13 protein-coding genes and 2 pseudogenes are annotated in these 14,095 nt (G+C 47.2%); 11 read left to right on the forward strand and 4 right to left on the reverse strand.

Features of this window, described 5'->3' with window-relative positions; all coding sequences use genetic code 11:
* Window positions 1-149: 149 nt before the first annotated feature.
* From AB5Y93_RS02220 to AB5Y93_RS02265, 10 genes and pseudogenes are all read left to right on the forward strand, one after another.
* A pseudogene (locus tag AB5Y93_RS02220) lies at window positions 150-1,112 on the forward strand (IS481 family transposase).
* A gap of 714 nt (window positions 1,113-1,826) precedes the next feature.
* Window positions 1,827-2,999, forward strand: a complete 1,173-nt coding sequence (locus AB5Y93_RS02225; RefSeq protein WP_199770451.1) for an MFS transporter — start codon at window positions 1,827-1,829, stop codon at window positions 2,997-2,999.
* 266 nt (window positions 3,000-3,265) lie between these two features.
* Complete coding sequence (locus AB5Y93_RS02230) at window positions 3,266-4,129, forward strand: AraC family transcriptional regulator (protein ID WP_104452518.1); 864 nt, start codon at window positions 3,266-3,268, stop codon at window positions 4,127-4,129.
* A 54-nt stretch (window positions 4,130-4,183) separates the two neighbouring features.
* Window positions 4,184-4,591: a DUF2000 domain-containing protein gene (locus tag AB5Y93_RS02235; RefSeq protein WP_104452519.1), complete on the forward strand. Its 408-nt coding sequence runs from the start codon at window positions 4,184-4,186 to the stop codon at window positions 4,589-4,591.
* A gap of 21 nt (window positions 4,592-4,612) precedes the next feature.
* A complete protein-coding gene (locus tag AB5Y93_RS02240) occupies window positions 4,613-5,221 on the forward strand; it encodes a LysE family translocator (protein ID WP_202015450.1) in 609 nt (202 codons plus the stop codon).
* A 257-nt stretch (window positions 5,222-5,478) separates the two neighbouring features.
* Window positions 5,479-6,459, forward strand: a complete 981-nt coding sequence (locus tag AB5Y93_RS02245) for an IS5-like element IS5 family transposase (RefSeq protein ID WP_234921232.1) — start codon at window positions 5,479-5,481, stop codon at window positions 6,457-6,459.
* A 743-nt stretch (window positions 6,460-7,202) separates the two neighbouring features.
* Window positions 7,203-7,490, forward strand: coding sequence for a hypothetical protein (locus AB5Y93_RS02250; protein ID WP_201896808.1), 288 nt, complete (start codon window positions 7,203-7,205; stop codon window positions 7,488-7,490).
* Between the two features lie 163 nt (window positions 7,491-7,653).
* A complete protein-coding gene (locus tag AB5Y93_RS02255) occupies window positions 7,654-9,465 on the forward strand; it encodes a recombinase family protein (protein WP_202015454.1) in 1,812 nt (603 codons plus the stop codon).
* Window positions 9,466-9,955: 490 nt separating this feature from the next.
* A pseudogene (locus AB5Y93_RS02260) lies at window positions 9,956-10,189 on the forward strand (DUF4172 domain-containing protein); the annotation flags it as partial.
* A gap of 66 nt (window positions 10,190-10,255) precedes the next feature.
* Window positions 10,256-11,083: a Fic family protein gene (locus AB5Y93_RS02265; protein WP_368228811.1), complete on the forward strand. Its 828-nt coding sequence runs from the start codon at window positions 10,256-10,258 to the stop codon at window positions 11,081-11,083.
* 75 nt (window positions 11,084-11,158) lie between these two features.
* Here AB5Y93_RS02265 and AB5Y93_RS02270 read toward each other — a convergent pair whose 3' ends face one another.
* The 4 genes from AB5Y93_RS02270 to AB5Y93_RS02285 form a co-directional block, all read right to left on the reverse strand.
* Window positions 11,159-11,398 carry a hypothetical protein gene (locus AB5Y93_RS02270; RefSeq protein ID WP_368228739.1) on the reverse strand — a complete coding sequence of 80 codons (240 nt, stop codon included), beginning with the start codon at window positions 11,396-11,398 and terminating at the stop codon, window positions 11,159-11,161.
* Window positions 11,399-11,480: 82 nt separating this feature from the next.
* Window positions 11,481-11,888 (reverse strand): H-NS family nucleoid-associated regulatory protein, encoded by a 408-nt coding sequence (locus tag AB5Y93_RS02275; protein WP_368228740.1) that lies wholly within the window; start codon window positions 11,886-11,888, stop codon window positions 11,481-11,483.
* A 351-nt stretch (window positions 11,889-12,239) separates the two neighbouring features.
* A complete protein-coding gene (locus tag AB5Y93_RS02280) occupies window positions 12,240-12,539 on the reverse strand; it encodes a hypothetical protein (RefSeq protein WP_368228741.1) in 300 nt (99 codons plus the stop codon).
* A gap of 338 nt (window positions 12,540-12,877) precedes the next feature.
* Window positions 12,878-13,198, reverse strand: a complete 321-nt coding sequence (locus AB5Y93_RS02285) for a hypothetical protein (RefSeq protein WP_202015473.1) — start codon at window positions 13,196-13,198, stop codon at window positions 12,878-12,880.
* Between the two features lie 253 nt (window positions 13,199-13,451).
* Between AB5Y93_RS02285 and AB5Y93_RS02290 the strand changes: the two genes are divergently transcribed.
* Window positions 13,452-13,904, forward strand: a complete 453-nt coding sequence (locus AB5Y93_RS02290; RefSeq protein ID WP_202015475.1) for an antitoxin Xre/MbcA/ParS toxin-binding domain-containing protein — start codon at window positions 13,452-13,454, stop codon at window positions 13,902-13,904.
* Window positions 13,905-14,095 lie beyond the last annotated feature (191 nt).

The raw sequence follows: 14,095 nt of genomic DNA on the forward strand, positions 1-14,095 counted from the left end.
CTATCACCTGAAGATGTTCACTCTGTGAGGAAAGGCTAGTGTGTATGGAGATGGTATTCACCTGACAGTTGCCCACAAAAGGGAGTGGTCATACGGCTTCAAACCGGATAACAAAACGGTACCCCTACCGTGTTATCCGGAGTCACCGTATGACCACCAACGAGAAAGTAGCACGTCGTAAACTCAGCCTGCTAGAGCTCGCCAAATAGCTCAATAACGTCAGCAAAGCCTGCAAGCTTATCGGCTACAGCCGTCAGCAGTTCTACGAAATTCGCCGTAACTATCAGACCTATGGCGCCGAGGGCTTGCTCGACAAACTACCCGGCTGTAAAGGGGCGCATCCCAACCGGGTCGCTCCCGAGATTGAACAGGCCATCCTCGATTACTCTCTCACCAGACCAACCCATGGCCCGCTGCGGGTCGCGCAAGAACTGGCTCTGCAAGGCATCAACGTCAGTGCGGGCGGTGTGCGTGGCGTGTGGCAACGTCATGACTTGCTCTCCAAACATGACCGTTTGTTGCGCCTCGAGAAAACCCATAGGGAACAGACCATTGAGCTCAATGACGAGCAAATTCGCCTGCTCGAGCGCTTCAGTCCCGAGTTCCGCGAACGCCAGATAGAGGTCCACTACACCGGGGAACTGGTGGCGGTCGATACCTTCTTCGTCGGTGCACTCAAGGGGGTAGGCAAGGTGTATCTGCAAACCGTGCTGGACTGCTACAGCCGCCACGCCTGGGGACGACTCTACACCAGCAAGCTGCCGGTGACTTCGGTCTATGTACTCAACGAAACGGTGCTGCCGTTCTTCGAGGCTCATGAGGCACGGGTCTATACCATCCTGTCGGACAATGGGCGCGAGTTCTGCGGGCGCCCTGACCATCATCCCTACGAGATGTTCCTGCAACTGGAGGGGATTGAGCACCGGACCACCAAGGTACGCAGGCCGCAGAGCAACGGCTTTATCGAACGGCTGCATCGAACCTTGTTGGATGAACACTTCCGTATCAAAGGGAGGACAACCTGGTATGAGTCGGTGGAGCAGATGCAGACAGACCTGGATAGCTATCTGGATCACTACAACAACCAGCGTGCATATTCCGGTCGAAAATGAACACCTATTCCGGTTTAAAATGAACGCTGATTCCGGCTTGCGTGTACACCGATTCCGGACACCTCAGTGCACGTACTCTGATGTCAGATGAACCGTCCTGTTCCAACGTCTTGGATCCACAACTGCCGCGCTGCGCTTGGCTGCTGGCTTGTTCAGTGAGTCGAAAAGATGCCTCCCCTCAAAGCTCAGCTTCTGCTCGAAGAATCCCTGTCCGCATACTTTCCGGAAATGGTGTTCACAGATTCCGGAATCACTGTTCAACTTCACCGGAATACGCACAGCGACCACATCAGGGCAGGATGATGGAGGGTCAGACCCCCTACAGCATGTTCAAAAAGGGTCTGAAATTGATACCGAAGGAAGTGCGCTCTAAAGTAGCGTAAACAAGACACCGGTTTGAGGCCGGTGTCAGGTGATAACTAGATCTGTACATTGCCGAATTGAGCACTGCACTTACAGGCATAGCAAGACTGCGGCTTGAAGTTCGTCAGCCAGAATCCCGACTGGCCTTGTAAGGACAAATATTCATCTTGAACAGCTAACAGTAGTTCGTGCGTGGGAGACAAATAAAATTCTTAACCAACTATGCTGCCGCTTCTATCCGTTGATTGGCTGTGAGGTTATTCCATGCTCGGTGAGCCCAAACTAACTCTACTGAATAAACAACACTAGGACACTTTCACAATGATTACTGCATGGCGTAGGAGTTTCTGGGTGCTGCTAGGTGCTGCATTGATTCTTTTCTTGTCATTAGGCACTCGTCATGGCTTCGGTCTGTTTCTTTCGCCGATGAGTATGGAATTCGGATGGGGCCGCGAGATTTTCGCCTTCGCCATGGCACTTCAGAACCTAGTGTGGGGGATCTTCCAGCCCATTACCGGTGCTTTGGCTGACCGCTTTGGTGCACGGCGAACCATCGTCGTGGGGGGACTCCTATACACAGTCGGCCTAGTCTTGATGAGCTTTGCAAGCTCTCCACTATCGCTGTCCATTAGTGCGGGGGTTCTAATCGGAATAGGTCTGTCGGGAACTTCATTCTCCGTAATATTGGGCGTTGTTGGTCGTGTCGTACCACCGGAAAAACGCAGTATGGCGATGGGTATCGCCGCAGCAGCAGGATCTTTAGGTCAATTTGCCATGCTGCCAGGATCATTGGGGCTGATCGAGTGGCTTGGCTGGTCGGCCGCATTGATTGTGCTTGGTATAACTGCTGCGTTCATAATGCCGCTTGCCGTAATGATTAAGGATAGCCCCCCCATCTCGCACGGACCACAACAAACACTAGAAGAAGCTCTGCGGGAAGCATGCAACCATTCGGGCTTCTGGTTATTGGCATTTGGATTTTTCGTCTGTGGCTTCCAGGTAGTGTTTATCGGTGTACATTTACCAGCCTACTTGGTCGATCAGCAATTGCCGGTGATCGTCGGCACTACTGCACTTGCACTCGTGGGGCTGTTCAATGTGTTCGGTACCTATATAGCTGGCTGGCTCGGCAGCAAACATTCCAAACCGCGTCTGCTGAGTGCCTTGTATCTGGTGCGTGCTGTTGTGATCGCGTTGTTCATTACGTTTCCTGTCACAACCTGGACTGCCTATGCGTTTAGCATTGCAATGGGGCTGCTGTGGCTCTCCACTGTTCCGCTGACCAATGGAACCGTGGCTACGATGTTTGGTGTCCGGAATCTCTCCATGCTCGGGGGCATTGTGTTCTTTTTCCACCAAATAGGTTCATTCCTCGGTGGATGGCTGGGTGGTTACCTGTTCGATCGTACCGGCAGCTATGAACTGGTCTGGTACATCTCCATCGCGTTGAGCTTTGTTGCTGCCGCATTGAACTGGCCGGTGAAAGAGCAGTCGGTGGCACGCATCGAGAGGGCGCAAGCATGACGATTCGCAAAGTCTGGTTCGTCCTCGCCGCCTGCGCGGCAATGGCGGTGTTAAGCTTAATCCTCTACGGCTGGCGCCAGGGGGGATTAGCTCTTCTCCAGTTGGACATGGGCCTGTGCTGAAACACGTGAAGTGTCTGGATCTATGGGGGCAAATCCAGCCCCCCTGAATTGTCCTCAGTTTCAGTTTCAGTTACATACAAGACATCACGTTCAGGCTAAAGTTAGGTGACAACTAGTTATTGTATAGATTAGGCATTATCGACCATGGGTGATGAACGAACACATGCTGAGGAGCAAAGTTCTGGAGATTGGCTGCAACTACAGCATGACAAGGAGACTGGGATAGAAAGCGTACAAGCCCATTTTCGTGGGCACGCTTATGATGCACACGACCATGATGAGATGTTAGTTGGCATTACCTTACAGGGCGTTCAGCGCTTTCATTGCAGAAGTGCTCTACACACTAGTCAGCCGGGACGAGTCATACTGATCGAGCCTGGTGCCGTACATGATGGTCACGCACCTGAAGAGCAAGGTTTCACCTATTCAATGCTCTATCTGCCACAGCCATGGGTCAACACCGCCTTGATAGCACGAGGTGGCAATGATGTTTCACAGCTCCAAGCTACCTTCCGTGATACACTGACTGATGATCGTCAACTTGCAAGTGCTATTCAACAAGCATTCATAGCCATTCACGGTCGAGAAGGGCGTTTGGCTCGCGATTTGAGCTTGGATTTACTCATGTCCCACCTAGCACAGCATGTCCAGCTCCATCCGAGCTCTGTGCGCTCCAATTCACAGCAACAAGTCCTACGTGCTCGTGACTTTTTACATGATCAGATGGCTAGAGATGTCAGCCTGGATGAATTAGCCTTATATACAGGAATCGACCGTTTTCGCTTAAATAGGCAGTTCAAACAAGTTTTTAACTTGTCCCCCCATGCCTACCTAGTGCGTTTGCGGCTACGTGTTGCCCGCCAGCGCCTAGCCCAAGGTGCCTTACCTTCACAAGTAGCCCTAGAGGTTGGCTTTGCTGATCAAAGCCATCTTGGGCGCTGGTTTCAACGTGCTTATCGCTTGTCGCCTGCAAGTTACCAGCGACTGTGCACAAATGTTCTAGATTAACCCTGCCCTGATCTCCGAACATTACCCTATGGTAAATGCAAAGGAGAAGATTGAATGTTTGATACCAAAATCGCCTTGATAGTTCGTGATGATCTTGCTATTTGGCAGCGTTTGAATGTAGTGGCATTTTTATCTAGTGGAATTGCCGCAGCATCCCCAGAGGTTATGGGGAAACCCTATATTGATGCCCTTGGTCGTCAGTATGGGAACATGCTTGGCCAACCTATGTTGGTGTTCCAGGCAAATTTGGCTGGATTACAAAAAGCACACAAAAAAGGGATTGTTGAGGATATATCTATCATTCCCTATGTCCATGCTATGTTTTCTACTGGCCATGATGAGGCGAATCGACAAGTGTTCCTAGCTGAGGATGCGAATAACTTGGATTTAGTTGGTCTTGCACTACGAGGTCCTAAAAAGATCATCGACAAGGCCATTAAAGGCTTGGCATTGCATAAATAAAATTTTATTGCGGTATATTCTATGTCTTGGGATTTGCTTGTCTCATTTTGGGCCTTTTCACTGGTATTTGTTGTAACTCCTGGAATCGATTGGTCTTTTGCTATAGCAGCAGGAATTCGAGGTCAAGGAGTTCTGATTAGCATAGCAGGGTTGTTGGTTGGCTATTTGGCCTTGACGGCGTTTGTTGCGTTTGGTGTCGGTACGGTGCTTGCTCAGCATGACTATCTAATGCGATTAATGACACTTGGTGGGGCACTTTACATTGGCTGGCTAGGGGTAGGTATGATCCGGCAACCCACTTATATCCAACTTGGTGCAGAGAGTGTTGCAGCAGTTGATAGATGGAGGAGTTTTAGACATGGCATTGGTGTCAGTGGGTTGAATCCCAAGGCGTTGTTATTCTTTGTGGCGTTCTTGCCGCCTTTTACTTCTCCTCACTACCACTGGAGTTTGGTCCAACAAATTATGGTGATGGGGTCGATCCACACGGCCAGCTGTGCAGTTGTCTACACCTGTGTAGGCTATTCTAGTAAATGGCTACTGAGTTCTCGGCCCTATGCTGCTATGGTGGTCAGCCGCCTCGCTGGCGTGATTATGGTGTGCCTTGCTGTTGGCTTGTTGGTTCATTGAGAGAGCGCAGTACAAATTATTTGCATATTGCTCAACCAAATATTAACTCTGTGTTAGACCTATTTTCGGCTTCTTTTGGCGGTATTCATAAATTATATGGATACCGCCATTTTCAGTAATCCAACAGGTAAGACATGGCCTCAGTACAATACCAGCTCTATTTTGAGACCCTGACTCCGAGTGACCTAGGGAAGGTGCGAACAAGTCCCTGATATGAGATCATGTTTGTCATCTGGAGCCATGAAAAAGGGTTCATCATGAGTCATCAGCTCACCTTCGCCGACAGTGAATTCAGCAGTAAGCGCCGTCAGACCCGAAAAGAGATTTTCCTCTCCCGCATGGAGCAGATCCTGCCATGGCAGAATATGACCGCCGTCATCGAGCCGTTTTATCCCAAAGCCGGTAATGGTCGTCGGCCCTATCCGCTGGAAACCATGCTGCGCATTCACTGCATGCAGCATTGGTACAACCTGAGCGATGGCGCGATGGAAGATGCTCTGTACGAAATCGCCTCCATGCGTCTGTTTGCCCGGTTATCCCTGGATAGCGCCTTGCCGGACCGCACCTCCATCATGAATTTCCGCCACCTGCTGGAGCAGCATCAACTGGCCCGCCAATTGTTCAAGACCATCAATCGCTGGCTGGCCGAAGCAGGCGTCATGATGACCCAAGGCACCTTGGTCGATGCCACCATCATTGAGGCACCCAGCTCGACCAAGAACAAAGAGCAGCAACGCGATCCGCAGATGCATCAGACCAAGAAAGGCAATCAGTGGCACTTTGGCATGAAGGCCCACATTGGTGTCGATGCCAAGAGTGGCCTGACCCACAGCCTATTCACCACCGCTGCCAACGAGCATGACCTCAATCAGCTGGGTAATCTGCTGCATGGAGAGGAGCAATTTGTCTCAGCCGATGCCGGCTACCAAGGGGCGCCACAGCGTGAGGAGCTGGCCGAGGTGGATGTGGACTGGCTGATCGCCGAGCGCCCCGGCAAGGTAAGAACCTTGAAACAGCATCCACGCAAGAACAAAACGGCCATCAACATCGAATACATGAAAGCCAGCATCCGGGCCAAGGTGGAGCACCCATTTCGCATCATCAAGCGACAGTTCGGCTTCGTGAAAGCCAGATACAAGGGGTTGCTGAAAAACGATAACCAACTGGCGATGTTATTCACGCTGGCCAACCTGTTTCGGGCGGACCAAATGATACGTCAGTGGGAGAGATCTCACTAAAAACTGGGAATAACGCCTTAAATGGCGAAGAAACGGTCTAAATAGGCTGATTCAAGGCATTTACGGGAGAAAAAATCGGCTCAAACATGAAGAAATGAAATGACTGAGTCAGCCGAGAAGAATTTCCCCGCTTATTCGCACCTTCCCTAGATGCACATGCAGCTAACCTCACTTGGGTGGTGAAGATGGTAACAAAAGTGTTGCAAGCTTAACGATTTAGAAACAATTCGTTTTATTTAAAAATTTAAATATAAAATCTTTTTTTGTTCTCAAACATATATATCTATTCCGCGCTTTCACTTCGTTTCAGCGCGAAGGGGAGCCAGGTATTTAAAGATGTGAGGTTTTAAGGTGTTAAAAGAAGAAAATCTTTATAAAGAAAGTGAAAAACAAGACATTTATGGCGTATTTTTTTTGATAAAAAATACAACATTAAATTATCATGGAAAATGAAGTTGTGCAATGTTTTTTTGCGTGAAACTGAAAAAAAACCTCCTGTCAATATGTTTGTGAAATGTTGCAAAATAACCAGTGACGCTTCTGGGGGGTGGGCGCTAGGTTGTCAGCGTTAACACCGCATGGCTTTATCAGCCCCTCCCCACTTCGAACCTGGAAAATATAAGTAAAAATAAATATTAGAGAATATAGATAATTCCATTCTGGTGATGAAAATATTTTCCAGCGGGGGTTGATATCTAGTGTTTTCGGATATAATCTTCCACCAAAAGGTCGGCGAGGGATATATGAAGATAACCGGTAACAGTGTTGATAGTGAGAAAATGAAAAGAGCTGAATTATTGTATCGTAGACGGCAGGCTGGTCTGGATATGCCTGACGGCCACTATACACAGGATATTTTTCAATTGAGCAACAAAGAATGGCAGCCCTGCTGTCGCAATATCATGATCGGCGATGATATGCACCCCATTAGGGCGAAGCAGCACGCAAAATCAAAACAGCATATTGCGAATCTGTGCGGTGTTCGCCCAGCGGATTTCATTAAGTATCTCAAAACATCAAAATTAAAATAGAACCGACTGAGATCACCCTGTGATATAAATCATCGCTGTGGTTCTTCATTTTTATTGGATGTCATATATCTGTTTTTTAATCTAATCGTACAGATAGCTTACAAATATAGTGATTTATCTAGCATATAGATCTTCGTCATAGAGTCGATTTTTTGGAGATGTTATGAATTTAATGTCATCTGCACCAACACTATATTTGTATAGTCGTGTAAGTACTGAAAAACAAGCCGCTGGTAATAAAACTGGCGTGCAACGTCAGACTGAAGGTGCATTGGTTGAAGCAACAAAGGCAAAATATAGTAATATGCCTGTTGTTCATATGTCAGATAACGGCATGTCAGCCAGTAAAGGGGAAAATATTGAACATGGACGTCTTGGCGATTTTATTGAACTATGCCGTTCAGGTCAAATCGCCCCCGGCTCTGTTTTGGCCATGGAAAATATAGATCGTTTCTCTCGCTTAGCGTTAACAAGAGCAAGTGAGTATTTAACATGTGTACTTGCTGCTAATGTTTTTGTTTATACCTGGATTGATGGGGCGGTATATCAAAAAGATAATTTGGCATCTGCCATTTCCGCACTTGTTAAACTTGAAAGTAGTAATGATTATACAAATAAGCTTTCTGCTCGAGTTACTGGTGCTGCACGTGTTGCTTTAAAGCGGCACCTAGATGGTGTTCGCGATACGGATGGTTATCCGGCAGCGATTAATGGTTTCGGAAAGAACAAATTTTGGGTTGATACTACAACCGGATTTGTTCGCCCTCATCCATATTATTTCCCCGTGATTAAAGAAATCATTTCGATGATTTGTGAAGGGAAGGGGCATATAACAATAAAAAAATATTTAGATGAAAACTATACTCCCCCTACAATAGCTCAAAATTCTAATAAGGAAGGGTGGGGGATAAACCTTATTAAAAAGGTTATCAGTGATCGGGCAGTCTTAGGTGAAAAAATAATTCATATTGATGGTCGTGAGCATCTATTGGAAAACTATTACCCCCTAGCTTGCACTGAGGCTGAATTCGCACAAGCTAGGCATGTGCGTAGTGAAAAAAAGCAGTTTACTAGTAAGATGAAAAGCGCTGCGGGTATCATTACGGGAATGCGTATCGCCACTTGCGGGGATTGTGGCAGTTCACTTCAGGTCTACCGCAGTAAAGCCGGAAAAAAAGATGAAAAACTTCGTTATAAATGCAGCGGAAGATCAGACACATCGGTGAAAAGCTGCACAGCTGCAACATTTGATAACCGATATTTTGAGTACGCACTCATGTTGCTGATTGGCAGTGTCATCCTTCAGCCCCAAAAAAATGAAAATGAGAATAAGGTTGCTTCGCTAAATAATAAAATAGAGTCGATAAATTCAAAAATAAAGAGTACGTTTCAATCTATAGAGGCAGCCACAGAGGGTGATATACATATTTTATTTACTGAACGATTAAATAGTCTATCTAGGGAGCGCAAAAAGTTAAATGAAGAATTGATCATTGAAAGAAGTCATGCAGAGATCTCTATCAATCCAGATATATATATGCATATACCACCAAGCTTCATTGACTACAATCAGACTGATATAAGAAATGAGGTCAGAGATACAATATATAAGACCGTTAAATCCATAAAAGTACATTCTGTTACTAGCTGTTTCTACATTCAGGTTGAGTTATTTGGTGGGATGAGTACTGATGGTATTGTCATTGACAATAAGTATATCGCTGATTTCGGTTTTGACCTGCATCATCAGCAGGAAAATGAGGAGGCATTCTTAGCCTACAACAAATTCGTCAATAACTTCGAGTGTATCGATAAAGATGGAAAGTGTATTAGGATGTTGGACTTGGTGAATGGCACACATTTTATCACGTCTGATGACTTTTATCTCAATCAAAGGGTAAATGGCTTAAAGACTCAGGCCATGAGTGAGGAAATGCGTGCTGCAATTGAAAAATTTGAAAGCTGGGTCCTTTAAATCCAATAGAGAATGGGTAGGTTGTAAGTTCTTTGATTTTTGCTAATGATTGATGTGTAAACTCGCTAAGATTATCCTGAGAGGATAAGCAATGCTATATATTGACATCATGATGTGTACCGTTAGGCATATTAATGAGCAGACCCGATGGCACTTTCTTGGGCGTGGCTTCATGCAGCGCAAGCTGCAAGCTCACAATAGCCCTCCGAAACGAAAATGAGTTCCCGCCTGAGAACCCATTTCACAACCTATTTTTATACTGACTGTACCGATACCCCGCCTGGCTTATCTACTGATTGCTGTAGCGCCATCCAGCAGCAATAAATCCAGTTTTTCGTCAGCTCCGGTCTGAGATTTTCAGCCTGTATCTCCATCCTCATTACCAGCTCTGCTGGTCTGCTGCATGTGTTACATTCGGCTCAAACATTGAGCTGAATGATGGGCTGGGTCGGCTCATTATTGAGACCCTAGCATGTTGGATGAGGAAATAATGGAACCATTTTGGATTTGGCAACAAGCAGATTGGCCCCATTTTCGTTGGCGGGATAGCGAGATATTGCCCAGATTACGGCATGCTCAACGCAGGCTGGGAATGCTAATAGGTAGTCATTCCAGATTGGGGAACTCCGACCAAACGTTGGATACGTTACTGGCTAACATCATCTCCTCATCCGCTATTGAGGGTGAGCGTCTCAATGCCCAATCCGTGCGTTCTTCCCTGGCTAGGCGGTTAGGGGGATCAGAAACTCCGTCCTATCCCGTGTCAGATCGCTCAGAGGGGCTCGCGGCCATGATGTTGGATGCCATCGACAACCATGAACAACCACTGACAATTGAACGACTTTACCAATGGCATCGTTGGCTGTTCCCCGTCAACGAATGGTCGGTGCAGCGACTGAATGTAGGGCAGTTGCGAGGCGATGAGCCGATGCAGGTTGTCTCTGGGCGTGTTGATCGTCCCACCGTGCATTTTGAGGCTCCGCCCAGAGCAACTCTGGACGATCAACTGGCCGCGTTTATCTTCTGGTTTAACCAGACTCAGCATGACCCCACGATGGATCCACTGCTTCGTGCGGCGATCTGTCATTTCTGGTTCGTGACCCTGCATCCCGTTGATGATGGCAATGGGCGGCTCACGCGGGCATTGACCGATCTCGCGCTGTCACAGGCTGACAGCCAAGGCATCCGGCTGTATGCCATGTCAGTTGCGATTCTAGAGCTGCGGGGTGACTACTATCGAGCGCTTGAGTCAGCGCAGAGGGGCTCGCTAGATATTACCTCCTGGATCTGTTGGTTCCTCGACACACTGGATTACTCCATAGAGCTGGCATTACACGTTATTGATCGTTCTCTCGCCAAGACATTTTTCTGGTTGCGGCACTGTAATGAAGCTCTGAGTCCAGAGCAAACCAAAGTGCTGAATCGTTTACTGGATGGCGGCAAAGAAGGTTTTGAAAATGGCATCAATGCAAGCCAGTATCAAAAAGTGGCAAGAGTCAGCAAAGCGACCGCTACACGCCATCTTGCGCAACTGGTGGAGAGGGGTTGCATTGAGAAATTACCTGGTGGCGGACGCAATACACGCTATCAGATCCGCTTGCACACCGAGGGAGTTTGAAAAAGCATCGCCATGGGATGTCATTTTTATTTGGTAGATAAAATCTGCGATTAACGTACCGATGACGATCTTTAGTTAAATATTGACACCATGATGAGTGCCGTCAGGCATATGAACAAATAAACTCAACCGACAATCATGGCTCTCAACTGATTTTTTGAGCGACAACAAACCATCGAGAACATCGGTATCTATCGTAGGAACATCACCCGTCCCGAGATTTGCAAGCAATTTAGTCACACTCAGACGAACCAATTGCTCGTCTGCGATCTCTTGGGCTCTCTGGACAACCTCGGGTGATTCGGATGAAATCATATCCTCCAATGTCCTCCCCATACGGTGCTCCTACTACAGATAGAATTAAAGGCCCACGCCGAACTGGCATGGGCTCTCAGCATTAGATCAGGAAATCTTCCAGAGTCTTGCCAGCCGCAACAGCGTCTGCAATGGCCTTGGGCATGCGACCTTGACCAGTCCAGGTCTTCTCTTGACCATCTTCGGTGTAGCGATACTTTGCAGGACGAGGAGCGCGCTTGCTCTTTACTGTACCCTCTGCTTTTGCAGTGGTTGCAGTACCAACCAGCTCACTCGGATCGATGCCTGCCTGTTTCAACATTTCGGTAAACTCAGCAAGTTTTTGCAGACGCTCAGCAGACTCAGCTTTGATTTTGTTTTCTTGCTGCTCACGCTCAGCAAAAATCTCTTCGAATTTTTCTCTGATTTCGACCAGCTGCTCAAATGACAGCTCACGCAGTACAGCTCGCAGACTACGAATATTCATCAGTGTTTTCAAAAAATCGTTCATTGATAGCCTCATGTATCACATTTTTATATCAGGAAAATTATCTCTCAATCCCAGCATCAGCTCCACTGTTTTTAGCACCAAGATGATTCTAAAATAGCATCATTCAAAAATCGTGAGCTAAATCGCGTTTGGATCTGCTTAGTGGCCTAGCTCCAATCTTCTATGAAACTGTGTAGCTAAAAATTAAATCCAAGTGGTAGTGAGCGTTGAGACCACCTCACCAGATGAGCCGATGAGCGATCTTGATCGGCTCACGAAATGAGCCGATTGGAGAATATCATTGGCTCACAGAATGAGTCGATGATAGGAAATATTTCTCTCCACACAAACTAGGGTATGGGAGCATATCATTCATATTATTTCCCTATTAGAATAATCACGCCCAAATGTGTCTGGGTTTGCAGCCTCATAGTCATCGTCAAACATATGATCCCCGCGATGCATCTCCCTCATTGTTGCGAGTATACCGAAAAAACACATTTCACACAGATGCACCAGATAACGCTCACCATCGTGACGGGAACCATAGCCAAAATTCGCCGATAACGAGCCATATTGATTGGTTCCAACAGTTGTTTTTGTACTACGACCACAGACATCACAGAGAATGTCAACAACCTGTTCTGTTGGCACAATCCCTTTTACGAGCATACTAAGCTCCTAATCTGATGAGAATAGGAGTTATCATACGCGGACACACTATATATATTGCAACTTGTTTTGGTTATTTTCTGGTATCCATGCGAATGAGAGCTTTCACCTCGACAACAGTGGCTCCGATAGGAACACCTATCGAACTCAATAACTCGCCGTTTTCAGTTCTGGTAACCTCGGGGTCGCCTTTGTACCAACACCATTCTCGGCCAGTTTTTGTGTCGGCTGCCTCTAAGATTCCACAACGATAATCAAAATTGATAGCCATCGATGTTTCTCTCGACCGGATGTTTAGTTATTAGCATCATCACGCTCAGCTTCTTGCATTAAACGAGTCAGTTTCTCAGCGGATTTTCAACACCAATATCATCCGTCAGAACGATGATCTGCTTTCCAATATCAAAAGCTGGGGCAGCAACAGCTCGCCCTGCAAGATCCAATGATTCGAGGACGGCAGTTGCCTTCTTTAGCGTTTTGAAGGCTTTTGCTGTTTCAGGGCTCAACCCCCACCACATACCCGTCATATCAGAGTTTGATGTGTACTTAACCAGAAACTCGTCCTTGTAGGGGTCATGCAGTAGCCACCCCAGCATTTTTGCGTGAGCAGGTAGTCCCCACGTCTGTTTTAGTTCATGTGCGGACGGTTCTTTACTCATGACGTCATCCTCTGTATACGGCGCTAGCTAGTATGATGGTTAGAACATAGTCAATACATCATAAAAAGGGCCTCATAAAGACCTCAGATAGAATTATGCCCAGAGATTCACGAAAAAGTTGGTATTGTCCGAATGGGGCTCTTCAACCTCTGCATCCAGTGCCTCATCCAACACAGTCCTCATCCCCCTCGCCACCGCCACAGGGAACAGATAGGATGCGGTAATCACGCATTGCAAATTCAGGGGAGAGACTATGTCCTATGCCAGTTATCATCCAGGTAAGGCTACGGCCTCTACTAAGACAATATTTGACTCTCTTGGCATACCGAGTGACCCGTTGGGGGCACATCTATGGATTGTTGCTGGCGTAGCTCCTGGCATCATTCATCGACTGGCTGAATTGATGAGTACAGACGCTGGTTTGATATGCCGCTTAGCAGGCATTAGCCGAAGCACAATTGCCCGCAAGTTCAAGACAGAGACTCCCCTGTCAACATCGCAGGGTGCCAGGGTATACGGCGTTGTACAGGCCCTCGATGCGGTGCTCTCCCTCAACAAGTACGACACCACCAAGGCATTATCATGGTTAGAGCGTCCAGCCTGGGGCCTTGGTGGCGTTGACCCAGCTAAGTTGTTGACTACACCGATGGGGGTTCAGGCTGTTGTCGATCAGGTGGGACGGATTGAACATGGGGTTTGCCAATAAGTCGGGGGACTAATAGCATAAAATCAGCACAATAGGTTAAATTTTAATCAATCAAATTGATTTTGGAAATTTTTTCACATCCCCCCACTTGAAAAAATCGAAAAACTGTCCATTTACTAATTATGAGAGCTTGAATTAAATTTCAGCGTTTCAACATTCCGCTGCTACGCAGCGAAGAGAGCCCAGTTTTA

Origin of the sequence: Aeromonas sp. R10-1 (assembly GCF_040908465.1) — a bacterium.
Taxonomy (GTDB): Bacteria; Pseudomonadota; Gammaproteobacteria; order Enterobacterales; family Aeromonadaceae; genus Aeromonas; species Aeromonas caviae.

Excerpts from the sequence above, each read along its gene's own strand:
- AB5Y93_RS02285 (WP_202015473.1), bottom strand. The coding sequence starts at position 13,198 with ATGAGTAAAGAACCGTCCGCACATGAACTAAAACAGACGTGGGGACTA.
- AB5Y93_RS02265 (WP_368228811.1), top strand. The coding sequence starts at position 10,256 with ATGATGTTGGATGCCATCGACAACCATGAACAACCACTGACAATTGAA.
- AB5Y93_RS02245 (WP_234921232.1), top strand. The coding sequence starts at position 5,479 with ATGAGTCATCAGCTCACCTTCGCCGACAGTGAATTCAGCAGTAAGCGC.
- AB5Y93_RS02250 (WP_201896808.1), top strand. The coding sequence starts at position 7,203 with ATGAAGATAACCGGTAACAGTGTTGATAGTGAGAAAATGAAAAGAGCT.
- AB5Y93_RS02255 (WP_202015454.1), top strand. The coding sequence starts at position 7,654 with ATGAATTTAATGTCATCTGCACCAACACTATATTTGTATAGTCGTGTA.
- AB5Y93_RS02275 (WP_368228740.1), bottom strand. The coding sequence starts at position 11,888 with ATGAACGATTTTTTGAAAACACTGATGAATATTCGTAGTCTGCGAGCT.
- AB5Y93_RS02240 (WP_202015450.1), top strand. The coding sequence starts at position 4,613 with ATGTCTTGGGATTTGCTTGTCTCATTTTGGGCCTTTTCACTGGTATTT.
- AB5Y93_RS02235 (WP_104452519.1), top strand. The coding sequence starts at position 4,184 with ATGTTTGATACCAAAATCGCCTTGATAGTTCGTGATGATCTTGCTATT.
- AB5Y93_RS02290 (WP_202015475.1), top strand. The coding sequence starts at position 13,452 with ATGTCCTATGCCAGTTATCATCCAGGTAAGGCTACGGCCTCTACTAAG.
- AB5Y93_RS02230 (WP_104452518.1), top strand. The coding sequence starts at position 3,266 with ATGGGTGATGAACGAACACATGCTGAGGAGCAAAGTTCTGGAGATTGG.
- AB5Y93_RS02280 (WP_368228741.1), bottom strand. The coding sequence starts at position 12,539 with ATGCTCGTAAAAGGGATTGTGCCAACAGAACAGGTTGTTGACATTCTC.
- AB5Y93_RS02270 (WP_368228739.1), bottom strand. The coding sequence starts at position 11,398 with ATGATTTCATCCGAATCACCCGAGGTTGTCCAGAGAGCCCAAGAGATC.